This window comes from Candidatus Pedobacter colombiensis (assembly GCA_029202485.1).
Taxonomy (GTDB): Bacteria; Bacteroidota; Bacteroidia; order Sphingobacteriales; family Sphingobacteriaceae; genus Pedobacter; species Pedobacter colombiensis.
This window is the reverse complement of record CP119313.1, coordinates 5,313,911-5,334,706: the sequence shown is the minus strand read 5'-3', so window position 1 is coordinate 5,334,706 and position 20,796 is coordinate 5,313,911. Positions and strand designations below refer to the sequence as shown.

The 20,796-nt window shown below is 38.4% G+C and carries 17 protein-coding genes; 6 read left to right on the top strand and 11 right to left on the bottom strand.

The annotated features are described in order from the left end of the window. The first annotated feature begins 32 nt into the window (after window positions 1-32). The 3 genes from nagB (at window position 33) to P0Y49_22275 (ending at window position 6,138) form a co-directional block, all read left to right on the top strand. Window positions 33-1,952: a glucosamine-6-phosphate deaminase gene (gene nagB, locus P0Y49_22285; GenBank protein ID WEK19505.1), complete on the top strand. Its 1,920-nt coding sequence runs from the start codon at window positions 33-35 to the stop codon at window positions 1,950-1,952. A 65-nt stretch (window positions 1,953-2,017) separates the two neighbouring features. Further along, a complete protein-coding gene (locus tag P0Y49_22280; protein WEK19504.1) occupies window positions 2,018-3,175 on the top strand; it encodes a heparan-alpha-glucosaminide N-acetyltransferase domain-containing protein in 1,158 nt (385 codons plus the stop codon). A gap of 98 nt (window positions 3,176-3,273) precedes the next feature. After that, complete coding sequence (locus P0Y49_22275) at window positions 3,274-6,138, top strand: insulinase family protein (protein ID WEK19503.1); 2,865 nt, start codon at window positions 3,274-3,276, stop codon at window positions 6,136-6,138. Between the two features lie 120 nt (window positions 6,139-6,258). On the opposite strand, the gene P0Y49_22270 is transcribed toward P0Y49_22275, so the two are convergent. Beyond that, window positions 6,259-7,818: a family 10 glycosylhydrolase gene (locus P0Y49_22270; protein ID WEK19502.1), complete on the bottom strand. Its 1,560-nt coding sequence runs from the start codon at window positions 7,816-7,818 to the stop codon at window positions 6,259-6,261. A 177-nt stretch (window positions 7,819-7,995) separates the two neighbouring features. Between P0Y49_22270 and P0Y49_22265 the strand changes: the two genes are divergently transcribed. Continuing rightward, a complete protein-coding gene (locus P0Y49_22265) occupies window positions 7,996-8,904 on the top strand; it encodes a hypothetical protein (protein WEK19501.1) in 909 nt (302 codons plus the stop codon). On the opposite strand, the gene P0Y49_22260 is transcribed toward P0Y49_22265, so the two are convergent. The 4 genes from P0Y49_22260 to P0Y49_22245 all read right to left on the bottom strand — a co-directional run bounded on the left by P0Y49_22260 (window position 8,896) and on the right by P0Y49_22245 (window position 14,736). Then, window positions 8,896-12,618 carry a HAMP domain-containing sensor histidine kinase gene (locus P0Y49_22260; protein WEK19500.1) on the bottom strand — a complete coding sequence of 1,241 codons (3,723 nt, stop codon included), beginning with the start codon at window positions 12,616-12,618 and terminating at the stop codon, window positions 8,896-8,898. The genes P0Y49_22265 and P0Y49_22260 overlap by 9 nt on opposite strands. 31 nt (window positions 12,619-12,649) lie before the next feature. Beyond that, entirely contained in the window at window positions 12,650-13,528 is an 879-nt protein-coding gene (gene fabD, locus P0Y49_22255; protein ID WEK19499.1) for an ACP S-malonyltransferase, read from the bottom strand. A gap of 152 nt (window positions 13,529-13,680) precedes the next feature. After that, entirely contained in the window at window positions 13,681-14,313 is a 633-nt protein-coding gene (folE, locus tag P0Y49_22250) for a GTP cyclohydrolase I FolE (protein ID WEK19498.1), read from the bottom strand. Window positions 14,314-14,322: 9 nt separating this feature from the next. Continuing rightward, a complete protein-coding gene (locus P0Y49_22245) occupies window positions 14,323-14,736 on the bottom strand; it encodes a 6-carboxytetrahydropterin synthase (GenBank protein WEK19497.1) in 414 nt (137 codons plus the stop codon). A gap of 72 nt (window positions 14,737-14,808) precedes the next feature. Here P0Y49_22245 and mqnB point away from each other — a divergent pair, with 72 nt between their 5' ends. Both mqnB and P0Y49_22235 read left to right on the top strand, forming a co-directional pair. Then, window positions 14,809-15,441, top strand: a complete 633-nt coding sequence (gene mqnB / locus P0Y49_22240) for a futalosine hydrolase (protein ID WEK19496.1) — start codon at window positions 14,809-14,811, stop codon at window positions 15,439-15,441. Between the two features lie 34 nt (window positions 15,442-15,475). Further along, entirely contained in the window at window positions 15,476-16,321 is an 846-nt protein-coding gene (locus P0Y49_22235; GenBank protein ID WEK19495.1) for a 1,4-dihydroxy-6-naphthoate synthase, read from the top strand. Here P0Y49_22235 and P0Y49_22230 read toward each other — a convergent pair. Genes P0Y49_22230 through P0Y49_22205 form a run of 6 tightly spaced genes read right to left on the bottom strand, consistent with a single transcriptional unit; the run spans window position 16,318 to window position 20,758 of the window. After that, a complete protein-coding gene (locus P0Y49_22230) occupies window positions 16,318-16,698 on the bottom strand; it encodes a hypothetical protein (protein ID WEK19494.1) in 381 nt (126 codons plus the stop codon). The genes P0Y49_22235 and P0Y49_22230 overlap by 4 nt on opposite strands. Before the next feature lie 4 nt (window positions 16,699-16,702). Beyond that, entirely contained in the window at window positions 16,703-17,938 is a 1,236-nt protein-coding gene (locus P0Y49_22225) for an ABC transporter permease (protein ID WEK19493.1), read from the bottom strand. A gap of 18 nt (window positions 17,939-17,956) precedes the next feature. Beyond that, the gene (locus tag P0Y49_22220; protein ID WEK19492.1) at window positions 17,957-18,595 is read right to left on the bottom strand and encodes an MBL fold metallo-hydrolase; all 639 of its coding nucleotides are present in this window, start codon (window positions 18,593-18,595) and stop codon (window positions 17,957-17,959) included. Window positions 18,596-18,610: 15 nt separating this feature from the next. After that, window positions 18,611-19,207, bottom strand: coding sequence for a gliding motility lipoprotein GldD (gldD, locus tag P0Y49_22215; protein ID WEK19491.1), 597 nt, complete (start codon window positions 19,205-19,207; stop codon window positions 18,611-18,613). Between the two features lie 12 nt (window positions 19,208-19,219). Then, complete coding sequence (locus P0Y49_22210) at window positions 19,220-19,963, bottom strand: shikimate dehydrogenase (GenBank protein WEK19490.1); 744 nt, start codon at window positions 19,961-19,963, stop codon at window positions 19,220-19,222. Between the two features lie 27 nt (window positions 19,964-19,990). Next, complete coding sequence (locus P0Y49_22205; GenBank protein WEK19489.1) at window positions 19,991-20,758, bottom strand: phosphosulfolactate synthase; 768 nt, start codon at window positions 20,756-20,758, stop codon at window positions 19,991-19,993. Window positions 20,759-20,796: the final 38 nt, after the last annotated feature.

The following is a 20,796-nucleotide window of genomic DNA, read 5'->3' as shown; positions in this document are numbered from 1 at the left end:
TACTGCTCCGTACAAATTTTAAGAACAAACTAATGGCTAGATTAAATCTTCTAGAAGAAACACGCTTTGAAAAACTGCCTGTTTCTGTCTTTGAAAACCCTAAAGCAGCATCACTTAGCGTCGCTCATCGCATCGGGAACCTGATTAAGGAAAAACAAAAAAACAATGCTCAGGCAGTTTTAGGTCTGGCTACTGGAGCTACACCAATTGCAGTTTATGCAGAACTGGTAAGAATGCATAAAGAGGAAGGTTTAAGTTTTAAAAATGTGGTTACTTTTAACCTTGATGAATATTACCCTATGCAGCCAAATGCTGCACAGAGTTATGTGACCTTCATGAATGAGAACTTGTTTGATCATATTGACATCGACAAGAACAATGTGAACATTCCAGATGGAACATTAAGTTTAGAAGAAATTCCAGCATTTTGCCTGGATTATGAGAAAAAGATTGGAGACCTGGGAGGATTAGATATACAAATCCTCGGTATCGGACGTACTGGTCACATCGGTTTCAATGAGCCAGGTTCTGCACCAAACTCAGGTACACGTCTGGTTACCTTAGATGACCTGACCAGAAGAGATGCGGCAAGAGACTTTGGGGGTAAATCTTTTGTTCCAACAAAAGCAATTACCATGGGTGTGGGTACCATTTTCAAAGCCAGGGAAATTATCCTGATGGCCTGGAATAAGAAAAAAGCACCAATTATCAAGAAAACTGTCGAAGGAGAAATTTCAAGTGAAGTTCCTGCAACTTATCTACAGTTATCTCAACATGTTGAGTTCATCTTAGACCAGGATGCCGCTTCATTACTAACCCGTTTTGATACGCCATGGTTGGTTAAAGACTGTGTATGGGATGAAAAACTGACCAGAAAAGCAGTAATCTGGCTATCTAATACGCTTAAAAAACCAGTACTTAAACTAACTGAAGACGACTATAACAACAACGGTATGGCGCAGCTTGCTGTTGAAAGAGGTCCGGTGTATAACATCAACATCGATATATTTAATAAACTACAGCATACCATTACGGGTTGGCCGGGAGGTAAACCTAATGCTGATGATTCGCAAAGACCGGAAAGAGCAGAGCCGGCTAAAAAGCGTTCTATCATTTTCTCGCCGCACCCTGACGATGACGTGATCTCAATGGGTGGTACATTTATCAGACTGGTTGATCAAAAACAAGATGTACATGTAGCTTACCAAACTTCGGGTAACACCGCCGTATGGGATGATGATGCTTTACGTTTTGTAGAGTTCAATATCGATTTCTCTGAGAAAATGGGATTAGAGACCGCTGAGTTGAAAAAGCTATATCAAAACATGCGTGCTTTTATTGCGAAAAAACAACCAAATCAAATCGATACCCCTGAAATTCAGACTGTAAAAGGCTTAATTAGAAAAGGTGAAGCTATTGCCGGCGCACGTTACTGCGGGTTAGAAGATGATCATATTCATTTTATGGCCTTACCTTTCTATGAAAGTGGAAAGAGCCAGAAAAACCCGGTTACCGAGGCTGATGTGGTATTAACTATGGAATTGCTACAAAAAGTAAAACCTCATCAGGTATTTGCTGCAGGTGATTTTGAAGATCCACATGGTACACATATCGTTTGTTTTAACATCATACTTGAGGCTTTAAAACGTCTTGCCAAAACAGAAGAATGGGTTAAAGATTGCTGGTTATGGATGTACCGTGGTGCATGGCAGGAATTTGAGACGCATGAAATTGAAATGGCAGTTCCACTTAGTCCCCAAGAAGTAGAAAGAAAGAAATTCGCTATCTTCAAACACCAGTCGCAAAAAGACAGAGCGGTTTTCCCAGGTGATGACGCAAGGGAGTTCTGGCAACGTGCTGAGGACAGAAACAGAGAAACTGCCCAGGCTTATGATAGCTTAGGTTTGGCTGAGTATGAAGCCATGGAAGCTTTTGTCCGTTATAAATTTTAGTTAAATTTATTATATTTAAACCGCTATCGTTAAACGATAGCGGTTTTTTGTTTAAAATCATTTATATGGCCCAATCTCAAATTTCGCAGGAAGCTCCTGCCAGGTTATTATCTCTGGATTTTTTCAGAGGAGCAACAGTTGCAGCAATGATACTAGTTAATAATCCGGGTGATTGGGGTAATATCTATGCACCGCTAGAGCACGCAAGTTGGAACGGCTGTACACCTACAGACCTTATTTTCCCGTTTTTCCTGTTTATTGTAGGGGTATCCATTGCCTATGCAATGGGTAGCAAAAAAAATGATCCTTCCGCACATGGAAAAACCATTTTAAAAGCACTTAAAAGAGGGCTTATCCTATTTGGACTTGGACTGTTCCTATCCTTATATCCTAAAGTATTTACTGAACCATTACACGCTTTTGAACGTGTACGTATTCCCGGAGTATTACAACGTATAGCCGTTGTATTCTTTATTTCGGCAGTTATCTTTCTTAAAAATTCTGAAAAGAATATTTTCAAAATCTTGATTGCCATACTGGCTGTTTACTGGGCACTTATGACCTTTATTCCGGTTCCGGGTGTTGGATATGCCAATCTGGAGAAAGAAACTAATCTGGGTGCCTGGCTAGACCGCAGCATTCTTTCGGAAGCCCACCTATGGAAAGCTGCAAAAACATGGGACCCTGAAGGAATTTTAAGCACCCTTCCTGCAATTGCATCTGGACTATTTGGGGTATTGGTTGGCGTATATTTAAAACGTAAAGACGTTGATCCTGCCACAAAAATAGCATGGTTATTTTGCACAGGCCTGGCAGCTATTGCACTGGGTTTGTTATGGGATCTGCAGTTTCCAATTAACAAATCACTTTGGACAAGTTCTTTTGTACTTTACACAGGTGGTTTAGCTACCATGATCCTCTCCTTCTGTTACTGGATTATCGATATTCAGAAATATAACCGCTTTACAAAGCCTTTTGTGGTCTATGGTGTAAATGCAATTACGGTATTCTTCCTTTCCGGATTGATCCCAAGAACTTTGGGCATGTTTTCTGTGAAAGCAGCCGACGGAAAGGAAATGAATCTACAGTCCTGGTTATATTCCGGCTTTACAGGTTCTTTATCTCCAATCAATGCCTCTCTTGCATGGGCCATTACCTACGTTTTATTTTGGCTGGTTATCCTTTGGATAATGTACAATAGAAAAATCATCATCAAAGTTTAATTTCCGGCAGGGGACTACCATGCCCGTTTGTTAAATTATGTTAAATTTTTACCATCTGTACTGGGGCCTTAGTAGGTTTGACGATAAACTTTTTATTCATGAAAAAAAATTTTAGCGCCCTTAGCATGGGGCTTGCAGTCATTTTGGCTGTAAACTCGCCTGGGTATGCACAAAAAAAAGTGACAGTTGTTAAAAAACCAATAACTACTGTTACAAAAAAGGTTGATGGAGATCTCATTCCTAATGACCCAAGTGTAAAAATCGGAAAGCTTTCAAATGGCCTTACTTACTATATCAAAAGGAATACGGAGCCTAAAAACCGGGCTGAGCTGTATCTGGCGACCCGTATTGGCTCTTTAATGGAAGATGACAACCAACAGGGTTTAGCCCACTTTACAGAACATATGGCATTTAATGGAACAAAAGATTTTCCTAAAAATGAAATGATCGATTATTTACAAAAAGCAGGGATACGTTTTGGGGCAGATCTGAATGCCTATACCAGCTTTGACCATACCGTTTATCAATTACCAATTCCTACAGACAGCATACTCGTGTTTAAAAATGGTTTTAAAATATTAGCCAACTGGGCAGGTAAAATTGTAATGGAGGGCGAAGAAATAGATAAAGAACGAGGCGTAATTGTAGAAGAGGATCGTCAGCGTGGCAAAAATGCACAGGATCGCATGAGCAAGCAATTGTTGCCATTACTCTTGAAAGGATCACGCTATGCAGATCGTTTGCCTATTGGTAAAATAGACATCTTAAACAGCTTTACTTATGATAAGATCAGAAACTTTTATAAAGACTGGTACAGACCAAACTTGCAGGCTGTAATTGCCGTAGGTGATTTTGATGTTAATGAAGTTGAACAATTGATTAAAAATAACTTTTCAGACCTTACTAATCCGGCAAACCCAAGACCAAGACCATCATACGATTTGCCTGACAACAAAGCTCCACTTGTAAAGATCGTTACTGACCCTGAGCAACAATACAATGTAGCACAGATTATGTACAAACAACGTGGAGGTGTTACAAAAACCACTGCTGATTACAAAAAGAGTATCATGTATGGTATGATTAACAGTATGCTTGGCGCAAGAATTCAGGAGATCATGCAAAAAAACAATGCACCATTCTTACAAGCGCAAAGTGGATATGGTGCTTACCAGGGAGGACTGGTACCCAACATTAACGCCTTTCAATCTGCCGCAGTATCTACCTCAGGAGCCACGCTTGAAAAAGCATTCACTGCAATTCTTACCGAGAATGAGCGTATGAATAAATATGGTTTCTTACAATCTGAATTGGATGTAGCCAAAAAGAACATTGCTGCAGGAAACGAAATGAGATTAAAGGAAAAGGACAAAATAAAATCAGCATCCCTTGTACAGAAATACCTGAACAACTTCTTAACAGGTTCGATCATTCCCTCAACTGAATTTTCTTATGAGCTAACGAAAAAGGCACTTGCAGATATCACTCTTGATCAGGTTAATGCATTGGCAAAAACCTTAATCACTAAAGAAAACCAGATCATTATTGTACAAGCCCCAGAGAAAGAGAAGGCCAACCTCCCTTCAGAAGCTCAGTTGCTAACTGCTTTAAAAAATGCAGAGAACAAGGTAACCGCTTATGTGGACAACTCTGTAAATCAACCGCTATTGGATAAAAAACCGGTGGCCGGAAAAGTGATGGCTGAGCAGAAATTTGATAAAATTGGCGTAACTGAACTTACATTAAGTAATGGCATTAAAGTGTTGCTTAAGCCAACTGATTTTAAAAATGATCAGATCATTTTCAACTCTTTCTCTAAAGGAGGCACATCATTGGCTACTGATGCCAACTTTAGGTCGGTAGAAATGGTTAGCCTAATCCCTCAAAGCGGCGTTGGCCCATTCAACCCAACCCAATTAAACAAATTATTAGCCGGAAATACCGGACGTGGGGGTTCTTATGTGGAAGATTTATACCAGGGTTATGGTGGTAGCGCTGCGCCAAAAGACCTTGAAACTGCTTTCCAAATGGTTTATGCTTATGCAACCAATCCACGTAAGGATACAGAGATCTTTAACAAGAACATGAGCGACTATAAGGTAAGCCTGGAGAATAAGAACGCCAATCCGCAAAGTGTTTTTGCTGATATTGTTCAAGCAGTATTGTCGTCTTATCATAAACGTGCAATGCCTGTATCTATAGCTGATCTGAATAAAGTATCATTGGATGAAGCATACAATTTCTATAAAGATCGTTTTGCTGATAACAGTGAGCAGATTTTTGTCATAGTAGGGAACTTTACAGTTGAAGCCATAAAACCACTTCTTGAAACCTATATCGCAAGCCTACCATCCTTAAACAAAAAGCAAAACTTTGTTGACAATGGCATCAACCCGCCGAAAGGCAAGGTTAGCAAAACAGTATACAAAGGACTAGAAGATAAAGCTTCTGTACAATTGTATATTCATGGCGATTACGATTATACTGCTCAAAACAATATCCAGATGAATGCCTTAAAAGCGGCGCTGGAGATTAAAATAATGGAGCGTTTACGTGAAAAAGAAAGTGGCGTGTATAGTCCACAAGTAGGTTTAAGTCTTAGTAAGTATCCAACTGCACATTATTACTTTACCATTTCCTTCAGTTGTGCTACAGCAAATGTAGAAAAGCTAATTGCAGCTGCTTTAGAGGAGGTTGACCAGATTAAGAATAATGGCGCTACCACTGATGACATCAGTAAATTTAAATCGGAAGAACAGCGTCAGATAGAGCTTAGTTTACGTGACAATAATTTTTGGCTGGGCTATCTAACCAACCGCTTAAAATTCGGAGATGATTTGAATCAAATCCTGAATGTGAAAGAGAGGTTAAACAGCGTTACAGTTGAAACCTCAAAAGCAACTGCTCAGAAATATTTAAATAAAGATAACTATATCCGTTTGGTATTGATGCCACAGAAATAAGGTTAAAAAGAACCGAGACCAAGGATAAAGGAGCAAGGATTAACGACTGGATGCAGACCTAACCAGGTTAAGCATTTTGATCTTTAATCCTTGCTCCTTTATCTTTGTTCTTTAATCCTTTTACTCCGCACTGGCCAGTTCCTTTGTCTGGATGCCTACAGGTCCGCTAGGGTCACTCTCATTTTTTAACCTATCTAATGCTGTGACCAGGTAGTTATACCGCTTACCCCTTTCTACATTCTTATCTATAAACTGAGTAAATTCTTCAAAGCTGACCTTAATGATGTTCTTAGCATCCAGTATATCAATCTTTTCTCCTTCATCAAATCGGTAGACTACATACCCCGAAGCCGTCTCACCATCGGAAGCTTTTAATGGCTTTTCCCATTTCAGATGAACTCCATCACTATGTGCTTCTGCAGTAAGATTAAGTGGTTCATTAGGAGCCACATCGTCCAGCCATGGCATTTGTGGTGGCAGCGCCGGGTATTTGTAAAAGTTAGTTTTTAGGGAATCACCCAAAGCCCGCCCAACCGTAGAGAAGGACTTAGAGCTAAAGAATACGCTTCCCTGGATCAAGTTACTGTTTCGGATATGTCTGATCTGATTTGGGATCTGATTAGACAGCGCCCAGGCAGCTTCCTTCTTTGTAGTTCCATTGTGAATCAAATAAGGCCCCTGTCCGATGTATAAATGCCTTCCAAAGGAATTATTAGTCCACCAGTCTACTATCGTGGCAAAAGGAGCCGCCTTACGAGTAAAACTAAAATACACCTGCGGGTTAATATAGTCTACCCAACCTTCTTTAACCCATTTACGGGAATCCGCATACAACTCTGAATAATTGGACAAGCCATTTGTTGCAGAGCCAAGACTATCTTCAGAAGCATTTTTCCAAATACCAAAAGGACTTACACCAAATTTCACGTATTTTTTATAGTAATGAATACTATCATCCAGCTGTTTGATCAACAAGTCTACATTGTTCCGGCGCCAATCACTGATATTGGTAAAACCGTTTGAATATTTACTAAACGTTGCTGCATCATTGATCGTTTGTCCAGAGATTTTATAAGGATAAAAATAATCGTCAAAATGAATCCCATCAACATCATATCCCTTTACTACATCCAGAATCACCTGTACAATATATTCTCTAACTTCCGGTATTCCTGGGTCAAATTGTTTTTTACCCCCATAAACGAAGAAAAAGTCGGGACGTTTTCGGGTCATATGATCGGGGCTAACCACTGTGTTGGCACTCATGGTTGCCCGATAAGGATTAAACCATGCGTGAAGCTCCATTCCTCTCGAATGCGCTTCTTTAATGGCAAATGCCAATGGGTCGTAACCCGGACTAGGAGCAAGCCCTTGTTTACCCATTAACCATTGGCTCCAGGGCTCTCTCGATTTAGCATAAAATGCATCCGCAGCAGGTCGTACCTGCAACATAATCGCATTCATCCCATTGGCTTTATGCTGATCCAACAGGCTAATTAACTCCTGTTTTTGCTGATCAACACTCAAACCGGGTTTAGATGGCCAGTCAATATTAGCAACAGTTGCAACCCATACCCCCCTAAACTCTCTTTTTGGAGCAATTTTTGATGAGGTTTGCGCTATTAGGGAAACAGGTATTATAATTATTGATAATAGCGCATAAATTATTATTTTAAACATCTTTTGTGATTAGTGGTGATTAAAATTGGTTTCATTTTGTTGTGTTCAGTAGACAGTATTAGCTCTGAATCTAAGCAATTAAACGATTTTTTTTTAGCTCTCATACAAATTGAGCGTTTTTTTACCTAATTATGCATTTAATACCGCTCCCCTTTTATAGCTTATTTGAATTAAAAAATGTCAAACCAAAATGATATTGTAAATAAAGGTGACCGCAACAAAATCTACTTTTTGATTGTAGTCATTGCTGCTTTACTCGGTACTAACCTTTATTTATACATTAAAGATGAACAGCAAAGCGGACGTTTTGTGTCTATTAACACTGAAAAAGACCGGTTAAAACTAGAAGTTGAGAAAATCGAAGTAGAACTAGATAAAGCCAACGACTTAAATTTAGTGTTGACGGGAAAACTTCAGGAAGAACAAAAATCAGCCCGGGAGAAGATAGCAGCATTAAAGCTTGCCCTGGAAAAAGGTACAATAACTCAGGCCAATTTAACTGCGGCCCAAAAAGAAGTTCACGAACTTAGGGAATTTGTGCACGCTCATAATGAACAAGTTCTTCGTTTGGAACACGAGAACTTATCCCTAAAAACACAACGTGACAGCTTAAGACAATCTGTAAATACAGAAAAATTCAAGGCAGATGAGCTGGAGAGAAAGAATGTAGAACTGAGTGCAAAAGTTAAAACAAGCGCTTCTTTAAAAGCAAGCAATGTTCAGATTACTGCCTATAAAGTTAAAAGCAGTGGTAAAAATGTTGAAGTAACACGGGCAAGTACCACTAAAAAATTAAGCGTAAAATTTACTATCGTTCCAAATCCGCTTGCCGAAAAAAATAGCCATACAGTTTACCTCCGCATTTTTGATCCAGTGGGTAACCTTATTGCCAATGAAAATAATATGTTTGAGGCTGATGGACAGGAAATGCAATATACCCTATCTACTGTCATATCCTACAATGGTGATGATACAGCTTATATGATGGATTGGATTAATCCTAATCCTTTTATCAAAGGGATTTACTCCATCATTTTATATGCTGATGGATTTACAATGGGTAAGGCTTCCATTACCTTAAGATAAAGGAAAGCTTAAGTAAAATGTAGTCCCCACATCTGTTACAGATTTAAACTCGACTGTGCCACCAGCATTCTCCACAGCCTGTTTAACAAATGCCAGTCCTAACCCGGTCCCGGATGATTTAGTTGTAAAATTTGGCACAAATATCTTATCCTGCAGATAGGTATCTATTCCTTTTCCATTATCCTCTACTTCTATAAATACATGCGATTCATCCTGTACAATACGAATCTTAATGACACATTTATGGTTAACATTGCCCGCCTCAATCCCATTCTTTAGCAGATTATTAAATGTACGAAGCAGTTGATCTTTGTCGCCCAATACCACCACATCTGTGGTTGCATGATTAAAGATATAGATTTCCGCATCCTCGGTGTTTGTAAAAACATCCCGTGCCTGTTCAATGATAGGCAATAGCTTAAGTTTTTCCAGCTTAGTATCAGGCATTTTTGCAAAGTTCGAAAACTCTGAGGCTATGGTCGACAGGCTATCAATTTGCTCAATAAATGATTTATTAAACCTTTCAAACTTCTTCTCAAAATTGGGGTCCTTCTCTTTCCACGACTTTTCAAGCAACTGAACACCCAATTTCAGTGGCGTTAGTGGGTTTTTAATCTCATGTGCAACCTGCTTCGCCATCTCTCTCCAGGCATTCTCCCTTTCGGAACGGGCAAGCTTGGCCGCACTCTCTTCCAGCGCCGCAATCATCTTATTGTATTCCTTTATTAAAGAGCCGATCTCATCATGTCGGGACCACTGGATAGGCTGATTCTTTTGCCCTAGCTTGGTCTTCCGGATACTGTCCTGTATAAAAGTCAACGGACTCGTAATTTGGTTGGCCAGGAAAACGGCAAGTATACCTATAGCCACAAACACAAGGGCATATATATTGATAAGAGTATTGATAAAGAGGCCGATTTTAGATTGATAATCCGCTTCATTACCATAATATGGCAAACCAATATATGCAATTGTTTTATTCTCGGCATTTCTTATTGGTGCATAAGCTGATGCATATTTAAAATCACCAATCTGCTCGGAAGGGTTAATATACTCCGATACCTGTTGCAGTTTAAGGTAAATGTAAGCCGTAGCATCCATCTTTTTACCAATGATTCCTAAGTCGTATATTTTTGGCAAAGAAGTAAAACGAACATTACCATTGATATCGAAAAGGTTCAGGTATGCTCCATTAATATTAGCAAACTGGTTAAAATCAGCATTGGTTTGATCATTCGCTTCAGGGATCGAACCTGTACTAAAGATCATTTTTTCATAAGAAAGCTGAACCTTCCTGATCCTATCTTTTATATAACTTTCCTGCTGTTTTCGATACTCATCGCGAATATAAAAATAGGTTGTCCAGCCTACAATCAATAATGTAGCCACCACCGAAAGCACAATTGAGAACTGAATCCTCGTTTTATAGAGGATCTTATTGGCATTAATCATTAATGATCGATTGATGTTAAACCAACCGCCCCAACTGTCATCTATATTCTTGATGACCCAGATTAAAGCATAAAGCGTAATCGAAAAAATGATAAATACAAGGAAGAAAAATGACAGCGTAGCTAGTCTTACCACATACGAAACACGTTCTTTACTAATCACAATAATCTTTGAGCTAGCAGGCATATACACAAGATGAGTATAACCCAGTGTATCATTGATAACCTCACCTTTCCCAACTTGTCCACTGAACCCTGTGCCTGACAGTTTATAAGTATACTTACCAGACTGGTTGATCAATTTGTCGGAATTGTAGAAAGCAAAGGAATAATTGCTATAATCTTCTTCTCCTTTCACCCTTCCATCTACCAGGATCTCAGGGAGTTGGCTGTTATAGTTGTATTGAGGAGATTTAAGGTCTATTACCAGCGTTCCCAATCTGTGGTTATCGACAAATATCGGTATGATCCCAAAATAATTCTGGTAACCGAATGTATAATTTAATCTGTAGAAAGATTGCGATTCCGGCACTTTAACAGAGCCCGATCTCACTAAATCCTTATAATAACTTAGGGAAACACCATTCTTACTTGATACTGCGGAATCCAGATCGTTATATTCGTATAAATTGTAATCGTACTGGGTAAGATATCCACCAAGCAGTATTTTATTGATATGTTTCTCCAAATCAAAAGTCCTGTCCAAAATAGGCCTTTTAAAATACTCGGCAATAAATGCGTCCGTGGAAACTGCCCTTTCCAGACTCTCAATAGAACTGATGATCTTCGGATCATAAGCATATCCCAATTTCTGAGCAATGGTGTAACGCTTGTTCCTGTCCTTTACATCTGTAAATCTCAAATACTTAATAGAAGTAATGAAAGCCAGGCAAAAAAACAGGGCAGCGAATATCCCGATAGAGAACCTATTCTTCCGGACATAGGCATTCCATCCCATAATAAAAATGAACAGCGCATATGCAATAAAAAATACACCAAATCCAACTTCTATCCTGTATATGCAGTAACCAAAAAAAGCAGCAAGGAATAAAACCAGCCTTTCTTTATTCGTTACATTAAGCTGCAATGTTTGCTGCATTGCAATGTTTCCAATCAGATAAACATTAAACCATACCAGACATAAAATAAAAATACTGATCCAGCTAATCCAACCCAGATTGATGATGTTAGTGATATTGAAATTAATCTTTGAGTTGATGATCAGTCCAAAAAATACCTGATCAAATAAAAAGGCCAGCCCAGAGAAAGCAATCAGTAAGATCAAGTGGAAGATTAAACCTCCGACTTTACTTGCCGCCAACCAATCAGGAACTTTATATTTATCTCTGTAAGTGTACACAAACAGGACAACCCAGGTTATCGCTATTACATTAAGTAAAAAATCACCTAATGAAGGGAGAAAAAAACTCTCTCCAAATATAGTCGGACTAAATATCTGCAAATTGAATTGGTGGTTAAACCATCCATATTCAAGATCTGTAACCCTAACAGTCAGAAAGAAAAGAACAATCAATAGTGTTCCACCTAACAAATGACCCTTCCTTACCAACCAGGTGCAGAAAAAGTTTAAAAACAGGCAGAAACTAAAAAGCCCTATCACCCACAACCAGACTTCTATAGTTCCATAAATGCTTTTAGAAGCACCTTGCTTTAATTTTACCTCAAATAAAGGCTCACCCTTGATATTTTTTATCCCATACACTTCAGCATCGGAATAAGTAGCCAGCGACAGTGAATTTGAGGGAGAGAGGTATTTTGAAATGATATTTTCGAGATAATAATTTTGAATATCAAAGTGACTCTTTACCTCTATCAGAAAAATGAGTGTATAATTGTCTGAGGTTTTCTTAATCAGTTCATAGGAGCCATTACGGAGTCCTATAAAAGAAGAGCCTTCCCTAACAAGATTAGGATCTGCGGGAAATGCATTGAATGAGCTCCAGAATTTGAGTACGTCATTTTTATAGACTAATAGATTAATCCCCTTATCGGAATACGCCTTTATGAAATCTGAACTGGCACGTTCATTCTGATCAAACTGCTTAGCTCGCTCCACTTGAGCAGAATCTGATAGGAAAGCGTAAATGGTTTGTTCTTTCCCTTTAAGGTTTTCCTGAAGCTGATGAGCATCATACCTGAGCAGGTCTTTTTTGGTGATAGAATGCTTTAAGGATAAAGCTGTAATAATACAACAAGCGCCCAGTATTAATAAAAGAAATCTAATTTTACCTCTTATACTCACGCTTGCTATATTTATTAAGGATTCTTCATCACTAAGCAGAGGCTGAACTAGTCTGCACTGCTCTATTTACTTTTTTAACTAATCCCTGTAGCACATTTCCCGGGCCAACTTCTACAAATTCATCAGCACCATCAGCAAGCATACGCTCAACAGTCTGCGTCCATCTCACTGCACCTGTTAATTGGGTAATCAGGTTATTTTTTATTTTTTGAGGGTCGGTATTAGGAACCGGATCAACATTCTGATAAATAGGACATACTGGAGGAAGTACTGTTACTTTCTCGATAGCTTCCTGAAGTTCCAGACGTGCAGGCTCCATTAATGGCGAATGGAAAGCCCCACCAACATTAAGTTTTAGCGCACGTTTTGCTCCGGCCTCGGTTAATTTCTGACAAGCGATGTCAACACCTTCGATACTTCCTGAGATAACAATTTGTCCGGGGCAATTATAATTAGCCGCCACAACCACTTCAGGGATCTCTTTACATATATTCTCAACAATTTCATCAGCTAATCCAAGGATCGCAGCCATTGTTGAGGGCTGTAATTCGCAGGCTTTCTGCATCGCATTTGCGCGCGTAATTACCAATCTCAATCCATCTTCGAAAGATAGCGCAGAAGCGGCAACAAGAGCAGAAAATTCGCCCAATGAATGTCCGGCTACCATATCCGGCTTAAAAGCATCACCTAAAGTTTTAGCCAGAATTACAGAATGAAGAAATATTGCAGGCTGAGTAACTTTAGTTTGTTTCAATTCTTCATCGCTACCAGAGAACATGATATCGCTAATACGGAAACCAATGATTTCATTGGCTTGCTCAAATAGCGTTTTTGCAACTTCGTTTTCGTAAAGTTCTTTACCCATGCCCGAAAACTGAGCGCCTTGTCCTGGAAATATATATGCTTTCATTTTTTATTATTTGATTAAAGATCAAGGAACCAAGATCAAAGACCTGGCGACTTAACCTGTTTGTTTTTATTTTTTTGATTAAAGATAAAGTGGATTAAGTTTCTGTACCCTGTCTTTAATCTTGGTTCCTTATTCTTTGCTCTTAAACTCCTCTAGTGCAGATCGGCCGTGATTAGCCTTAAAAATTCTGCCCTGGTTTTATCTTTTGCAAATTCACCGGTAAAAGCTGAGGTTGTAGTTACAGAGTTTTGTTTCTGTATACCTCTCATAGCCATGCAAAGGTGTTTACATTCAATAACTACTGCAACACCGGCAGGCATTAAAGTGCTCTGTATACAATCTCTGATTTCGTTCGTTAATCGCTCTTGAACTTGTAACCTGCGTGCAAACGCATCCACAATGCGAGGGATTTTACTTAAACCAACGATATGTCCGTTCGGAATATAGGCAATATGGGCCTTACCAAAAAATGGAAGCATGTGGTGCTCACACATAGAAAATACCTCGATATCCTTGACCACTACCATTTGGCTATAATCTTCTTTAAACATTGCTGACTGCAATATATCTGCCGGATTAAGATCGTAACCATGGGTAAGATATTGGAGTGCTTTAGCCACCCGCTCTGGAGTTTTCACCAAACCTTCGCGGGTCGGATCTTCACCCAGCTGACCCAAAATATCTTTATAATGATCTGCTACAGCAGCTATTTTACCTTCATTATAACGGTCGATTTTAATGTACCCGCTATCTTCTTCCTCCTCGAAACGTTTTATTTTGTCCATTATGTACAGTTATTGACCGAAATATTCAACAAGGTTATTTTCAGTCTCGTAAATTTTTATGCTGTGTAGTGTTGCACCTGATTCTGCGATCAGGTCCACCAATTGTTCCCAGATGGCGATTGCCAGATTTTCTGTTGAAGCAAGCTTGCCCTGCATAAAATCAACGTCAAGGTTAAGGTTTTTATGATCAATTTTATCAACCACATAAGTATTTGTAATATCCTTAAGCCATTTCAAGTCTACCAAAAAACCTGTTTCCGGATTAATTTCTCCTTTAACGGTTACATACAATTGGTAGTTATGACCATGCCAGTTTGGATTGGCACATTTGCCATAAACTTCAGTATTCTTATCTTCAGTCCAATCTGGCCTGGATAATTTATGTGCAGCGTTAAATGATGCTTTTCTGGTTATATAAATCATACTCTGTTATATTATTGACAAATATACGCAGAAAGGTTAAAGTAGAAAGGTTAAATATCTAACTTAGCTATCATGAAGATTCTTTTGGTTGCCGCAACAAGAGCAGAAATAGCTTTATTAGCCACACACTTCCATTTACCAGATCAGGATTTTGTGCGAACAAAAGACTTTGACCTGCTAATTACAGGCGTAGGCATGACTGCTACTGCTTTTGCATTGGGTAAACACTTATCAAACCACTACAAGCTTATATTAAATCTCGGTATTGCCGGTGCTTTTGATCGTAACATTCCATTGGGGACTGTGGTAAATGTAAAAACAGATGAATTTGCCGAACTTGGAGCCGAAAATGGGAATAGCTTTTTGAGTATTGACGAACTGGGATTTGGCAAAGCCCGCTATACGGCAGTAAACAATTTGCTCCATGACGGCGTAGAAAAACTACAAAAGGTACATGGGATAACCGTAAATAAGGTTCATGGCAATGAAAACAGTATCCTTAAAGTGCTAAAGCAATCCAATCCTATCGTAGAAAGTATGGAAGGTGCCGCAGTGCTTTATTGCTGCGAAAAGGAATCTTTACCTTGCCTGCAGATACGTAGCATATCCAACTATGTGGAACCCCGAAACAAAGAAAAATGGCAGATTGGACTGGCCATAAAAAACCTTAACGAATGGGCAATAGGATTTTTGACAAATACATAACCAATGATTTTCCCTTAGTCCTTACATTTACCGGATGAAACTTAGTCTTGGCTTTTCTCCCTGCCCTAATGATACTTTTATTTTTGATGCGCTGATTCATCATAAAATTGATACCGAAGGTTTAGAATTTGAAGTTTTTTTTGATGATGTGGAAACATTAAATCAAAAAGCGCTTAGGGGAGACCTGGATATCACAAAACTTAGTTTTCACGCATTCTCTCATGTTCATGAACAATATGCACTATTGGATTCTGGTAGCGCCTTGGGTTTTGGCGTAGGTCCGTTACTCATCTGTCATGATGAAAGTTTAGTAGCAAAACGGGAACATTTAAGCGCTGATTATAAAGTTGGAATCCCGGGTAAATACACAACCGCTAATTTTTTATTGGGCATTGCATTCCCCCATTTAACAAATAAACAGGAAATGGTTTTCTCGGACATAGAAACTTCTCTATTAGAAAATCGGATTGATCTGGGATTAATTATTCACGAAAATCGTTTTACCTACACTGAAAAAGGGTTGCATAAGATTGTTGACCTGGGGAGTTATTGGGAGCAATTAACAGGATGTGCCATCCCTTTAGGTGGAATTGTAATCAACAGAAACCTGGACCAGGAAACCAAAGAAAAGGTAAACAGATTGATTAAGAAATCGGTAGAATTTGCGTTTGCCAATCCAAAATCAGGAATTGAATTCATCAGACAACATGCGCAGGAAATGAGTGAAGCCGTGATGTATCAGCACATCGAACTCTATGTAAATAAATATAGCATTGAACTAGGTGAAGAAGGAAGAAAAGCCATTGATGTTTTATTTACAATGGCTCAGGAAAGAGGTTTAATAGCCCCCATTAAACAAAACATTTATTTAATCCCTTAATTACAAGGGCCATCAGGTATTTCTTTTGTGATCTTTAATAGTTTGGTTACCACCAATGTTGAATCGTAATCGGCTGACATACTCAGACTATCTGATTTAATGGCATGACACTCCACCTCGACATAAACCGGTTCGTAAGGTTTTTCAAAGCCAAGATTATTGTAGGCAAGTTCAAGGGTTTTGGCACTATCAGCGACCCAATATTCATTCCCATCTTCACAGTCAGTAAACGATTTTATTTCCGGACCGTAACTATACAAGCCTTTCATGGTGCGTGTAGCATTATTCCTTTTAGCCTTATCAGGATTTGGATTACACGCAACAATCACAACAACAATTGCTATTAATAAAAATAGTGGACTTTTAAATATATTCATGATTTTAAAGATCTTGATTTAAATGGTTTACTTTCTTCACGCTCAAATTAGATGACAAAGCTGATGCCACAAAAGAAAAAACAGTTACTGTTAGAAATACAAGCAAAAAATCTTTCCATTTTAATGCGACAGGATAGGCATTGGTAATCACAAGATTATCTTGTGACATTTTTACCAACCCAAATTTCTGCTGTAACAGACAAAAGATTAAGCCCACGATTAACCCTGAGATACAGCCAGCCATGGTGATCATCATTCCTTCGAAAAGGAAAATACGCTTGATTAACGTCTTTCCTGCACCAAGACTACTAAGAATGGCAATATCTTTTAGCTTATCAATAACGAGCATTGTTAAAGAGCCTATGATGTTAAATATGGCAATAATCAATATAAAGGTAAGGATAATGTATACTGCCCATTTTTCACTTCCTAAAATATTGTAAAGAACCTTATTTTGTTGTATCCTGTTCTTTACCTCGAAGGTCTTTCCAAGCTTATCTTCAATGTGAGCTTTAAACTTATCCGGGTCGATCCCTTTCTGCAAATTAATTTCAATAGAAGATACTTTTACAGGCTCTTCCAGCAGCAGCCGGGCAAATCTTAAAGGAACAATCGCAACATTATCGAAATCTTGCTGAACTTCAAAGATACCGGAGACAGGGATAGAAAGGATGGTAAAGTCATCAGCAGGGTTAATTGAGCCTGCAAAATTGCTTTTCTTTTTAGGTGAATATATCTGAAGTGGATTAAATGGATCAGTCGTATTTACCATTAGATAATTCTGAATTGCTGAACCAATAACCGCGTAATTCAAACTTTTATTTTCCAGCTTAAACACCCCATCAACAGTAATGCTGTCTAACCTTTTATTCTTCAAATAATCTTCACTAACTCCCTTAACCAGGCCCACCGATTGCTTATCATTATACCTTAACAGCGCATTTTCCGACAACACTTCAGTATAAGAATAGATTTCCTTTTTCTTTCTTAATTCATTAAAATACGTGGTATTTGCATCGAATGTTTTGCCTTGAACGGGCGCAATAACGATTTCCGGGGTAATGGTATTGAACATTTTTAATACAACTTCCTCAAAACCATTAAACACCGATAATATAATGATCAAAGCAGCGCTCCCTACAAAAACCCCAACTGCAGAAATTGCAGAGATGATGTTTATGGCATTGGTAGATTTTTTTGCAAAAAGATACCTGCGTGCTATATAAAATGGTGTATTCAATATTTAATGATATAATACTTATTGCAAAAAAGGATTATGTTGTTTTTCAAAACCTATTGTTGTAGACTGACCATGCCCAGGGTAAACTTTGCAATCATCCGGCAATATAAACAAGTTATTTTTGATACTATTGATTAATTGTAAATGGTTGCCTCCCGGAAGGTCTGTACGACCAATACTGCAATAAAACAATACGTCTCCTCCGATTAAAAAGTTATCAGCCGCGGCATAAAAACATAAATGTGCAGGAGAATGTCCAGGTGCAAATATAAGTTCCAGCTGACTATTACCAAAGTTTACCTTGCCAGATTCCGGTAAAAATACCTCGGGCTCGGGCGAAAGCTCATAGTGCAAACCCAACTGTGGTACATAACCCGGGATAGCTTGTAACACATACAGCTCGCCTTTATGAAATTGAGGCTTTAACCCCCAATTGTCGTAAACAAACTTATTACCAAACACATGATCATAATGGCAATGTGTATTTAGTAAAAGTACGGGCTTAAGATTCTGATCTTTAATAAAATTCACCACTGCATTTTGCTCGGCAGCATCATACATTCCCGGATCAATGATCACACATTCACCGGTTTCATCAAACAGGATATATGTGTTTTCCCTTACAGGATTAAAGGTGAATTGTTTAATACTTATCATTATTGTAATTTATTATTAATTTTTCCATTTAAATGTATTGATCATTCGATCAATATCCTTCTTAATAAAAGAAACCACCGGCTGAATGGAATCATATTGAGGTCTTTCATTAAAATACAAGGCTCCCCTAAAGTAATGCTTCAAACTGTCTGTTAAAAAGAACTGCACAGAAGAAGCGGTATTCCCTTCAATGGCATAATAAATGCCATAAACCTTCCTTTCAGGATAATTAATGATCTTCTGGTCGATAGCATTGGCCTTCACTGTATGTTTAAAAGCAAATGTACGGGCATCTTCCACTAAATTTTCATATTCTTTTTTTGAAGAAATGTCGTAATACGTTAAGTGCAGACGACCATTAAATTGAGGGAAATTAAGATTATACCAGCAAGGCTGAGTATCCGTACTGCTATCGGCAACTAAATTGGCATATTTTGGATAGTCAAATGAAAAAGGACAGTCCTTATTATAGTTCTGATAAAGCTTAGCCGGAAATTCTATCCTAAAATACCCTCTTGGTTTAGGTGTATAACTGTTATTGTTACAGGCAGAAAGCATCACTAAGCATGTAACCAAAAAGAGGTTCATTGTGTTTCTCGAGTATAAACTCATGATGGTTTCATTTTATGGATTCCAAATCTCCCAGGAACGTATAGCCTGCAGATGCAACATTTCAAGTCCGTTTTTTGTTTTTCCACCTTGCTCCCTTACCTGTCTTAAAAAGATGGTCTCTTCAGGGTTATAAACCAGATCATACGCCACATGTTTGCCAGTTAAACAAGCATAGGGAATATCCGGGTAGGTATCTGAATTTGGCGACATCCCTAATGGGGTTGTATTAATCAGCACAGTATACTCCTGAAGCAGTTTTTCATCAATATCATCATATAAAATGCAGCCTTCAGCAGCCTTCCTGGTCACAACCAGAAAAGAAATATTTAATTTTCCTAATACATACTTTACGGCTTTTGCAGCTCCACCATCGCCAAATATCAACGCTTTTTGATGATGTGGTTCTAGCAAAGGCTTTAGGGATTCTTCGAAGCCGTAGGCATCGGTATTGAAGCCTTTAAGCCATAGGCCTGCTTCAGCCCTTTCAATTGAAATACAATTTACTGCTCCTATTTCAGTTGAGGCCTCATCCATTTCACTTAAAAATGGCAATACCTGAACCTTATAGGGAATAGTTACATTTATACCACAAAGCGCATCATCTTCAGTAATCAATTTAGAAAAGAGTCCGATTTCAGGTATAGGATACAAGTCGTATTCACAATCTGCAATTTGTTCATCCTTAAACTTATCCCCAAAAAATTTCTTCGAAAAAGAATGTGATAAAGGGTAACCTATTAAACCAAATTTTCTCATTTATCTATATAGATGGTGTTTATAGGATTATTTTCCCAGGTTTAAAAAATGATCAAAGGTATCCCCTCTTAGTCCGAGACGTATGGTTTCTAAAGGGATAACTTCTGCAGGTGCAATATTCCCAATATTTACATTGGCCCCCAGCAATTTGATAAACCATACTTGTTGTTCTTTTTGTGGAGCTTCCCATATAATAGTTTCTTCCGGTATTTGGGTTAAAATCTCATCCACCAAGCCTTCACGAACTTCTCCAGATCCCCTGTAAATACCTACATTTCCACCTTCTCTTGCTTCAGCAATAACTTTCCAGGATCCGGCCTCAATCTCTGCATTCATCAACTTGATCCATTTATAAGGAGCAAATATTTTGGTTGCGTCTTTAGATCCCACTTCAGAAATCACGGTAACCTGTTGAGCTAGTTTTTGGATAAATTCACATTTCAAGTCGTGCTCAATCGTAATAGAGCCATCCGAAACTTCGGCATATTCCATACCAAACTGATCCAACACACGACAATAATCATCAAACTGGTCACGTATCACAAAAGCCTCAAAAAGTGTCCCACCAAAATAAGTCGGAATTCCGGCATCTTTATAGATCTGAAGTTTCTCTTTTAAATTAGGGGTAACAAAAGACGTAGCCCATCCGAGCTTCACTATATCAGTATGCATTCCGGCAACTTCTATAAAATCTTCTGTTTGTCTTAAGCTTAATCCTTTATCCATAACCATTGTAATTCCTTTATTACGTGGTTTAACTGGACGCTCGGGTATATTATTCAATGGGTAATTCATATAGGTCACAAAGGTGAAAAAAAATTAGACAGTTTTAT

Excerpts from the sequence above, each read along its gene's own strand:
- P0Y49_22245 (WEK19497.1), bottom strand. The coding sequence starts at position 14,736 with ATGATTTATATAACCAGAAAAGCATCATTTAACGCTGCACATAAATTA.
- P0Y49_22230 (WEK19494.1), bottom strand. The coding sequence starts at position 16,698 with ATGAATATATTTAAAAGTCCACTATTTTTATTAATAGCAATTGTTGTT.
- P0Y49_22270 (WEK19502.1), bottom strand. The coding sequence starts at position 7,818 with ATGTTTAAAATAATAATTTATGCGCTATTATCAATAATTATAATACCT.
- folE (WEK19498.1), bottom strand. The coding sequence starts at position 14,313 with ATGGACAAAATAAAACGTTTCGAGGAGGAAGAAGATAGCGGGTACATT.
- gldD (WEK19491.1), bottom strand. The coding sequence starts at position 19,207 with ATGAGTTTATACTCGAGAAACACAATGAACCTCTTTTTGGTTACATGC.
- P0Y49_22275 (WEK19503.1), top strand. The coding sequence starts at position 3,274 with ATGAAAAAAAATTTTAGCGCCCTTAGCATGGGGCTTGCAGTCATTTTG.
- P0Y49_22220 (WEK19492.1), bottom strand. The coding sequence starts at position 18,595 with ATGATAAGTATTAAACAATTCACCTTTAATCCTGTAAGGGAAAACACA.
- P0Y49_22235 (WEK19495.1), top strand. The coding sequence starts at position 15,476 with ATGAAACTTAGTCTTGGCTTTTCTCCCTGCCCTAATGATACTTTTATT.
- P0Y49_22280 (WEK19504.1), top strand. The coding sequence starts at position 2,018 with ATGGCCCAATCTCAAATTTCGCAGGAAGCTCCTGCCAGGTTATTATCT.
- P0Y49_22205 (WEK19489.1), bottom strand. The coding sequence starts at position 20,758 with ATGAATTACCCATTGAATAATATACCCGAGCGTCCAGTTAAACCACGT.
- P0Y49_22265 (WEK19501.1), top strand. The coding sequence starts at position 7,996 with ATGTCAAACCAAAATGATATTGTAAATAAAGGTGACCGCAACAAAATC.
- mqnB (WEK19496.1), top strand. The coding sequence starts at position 14,809 with ATGAAGATTCTTTTGGTTGCCGCAACAAGAGCAGAAATAGCTTTATTA.
- nagB (WEK19505.1), top strand. The coding sequence starts at position 33 with ATGGCTAGATTAAATCTTCTAGAAGAAACACGCTTTGAAAAACTGCCT.
- fabD (WEK19499.1), bottom strand. The coding sequence starts at position 13,528 with ATGAAAGCATATATATTTCCAGGACAAGGCGCTCAGTTTTCGGGCATG.
- P0Y49_22210 (WEK19490.1), bottom strand. The coding sequence starts at position 19,963 with ATGAGAAAATTTGGTTTAATAGGTTACCCTTTATCACATTCTTTTTCG.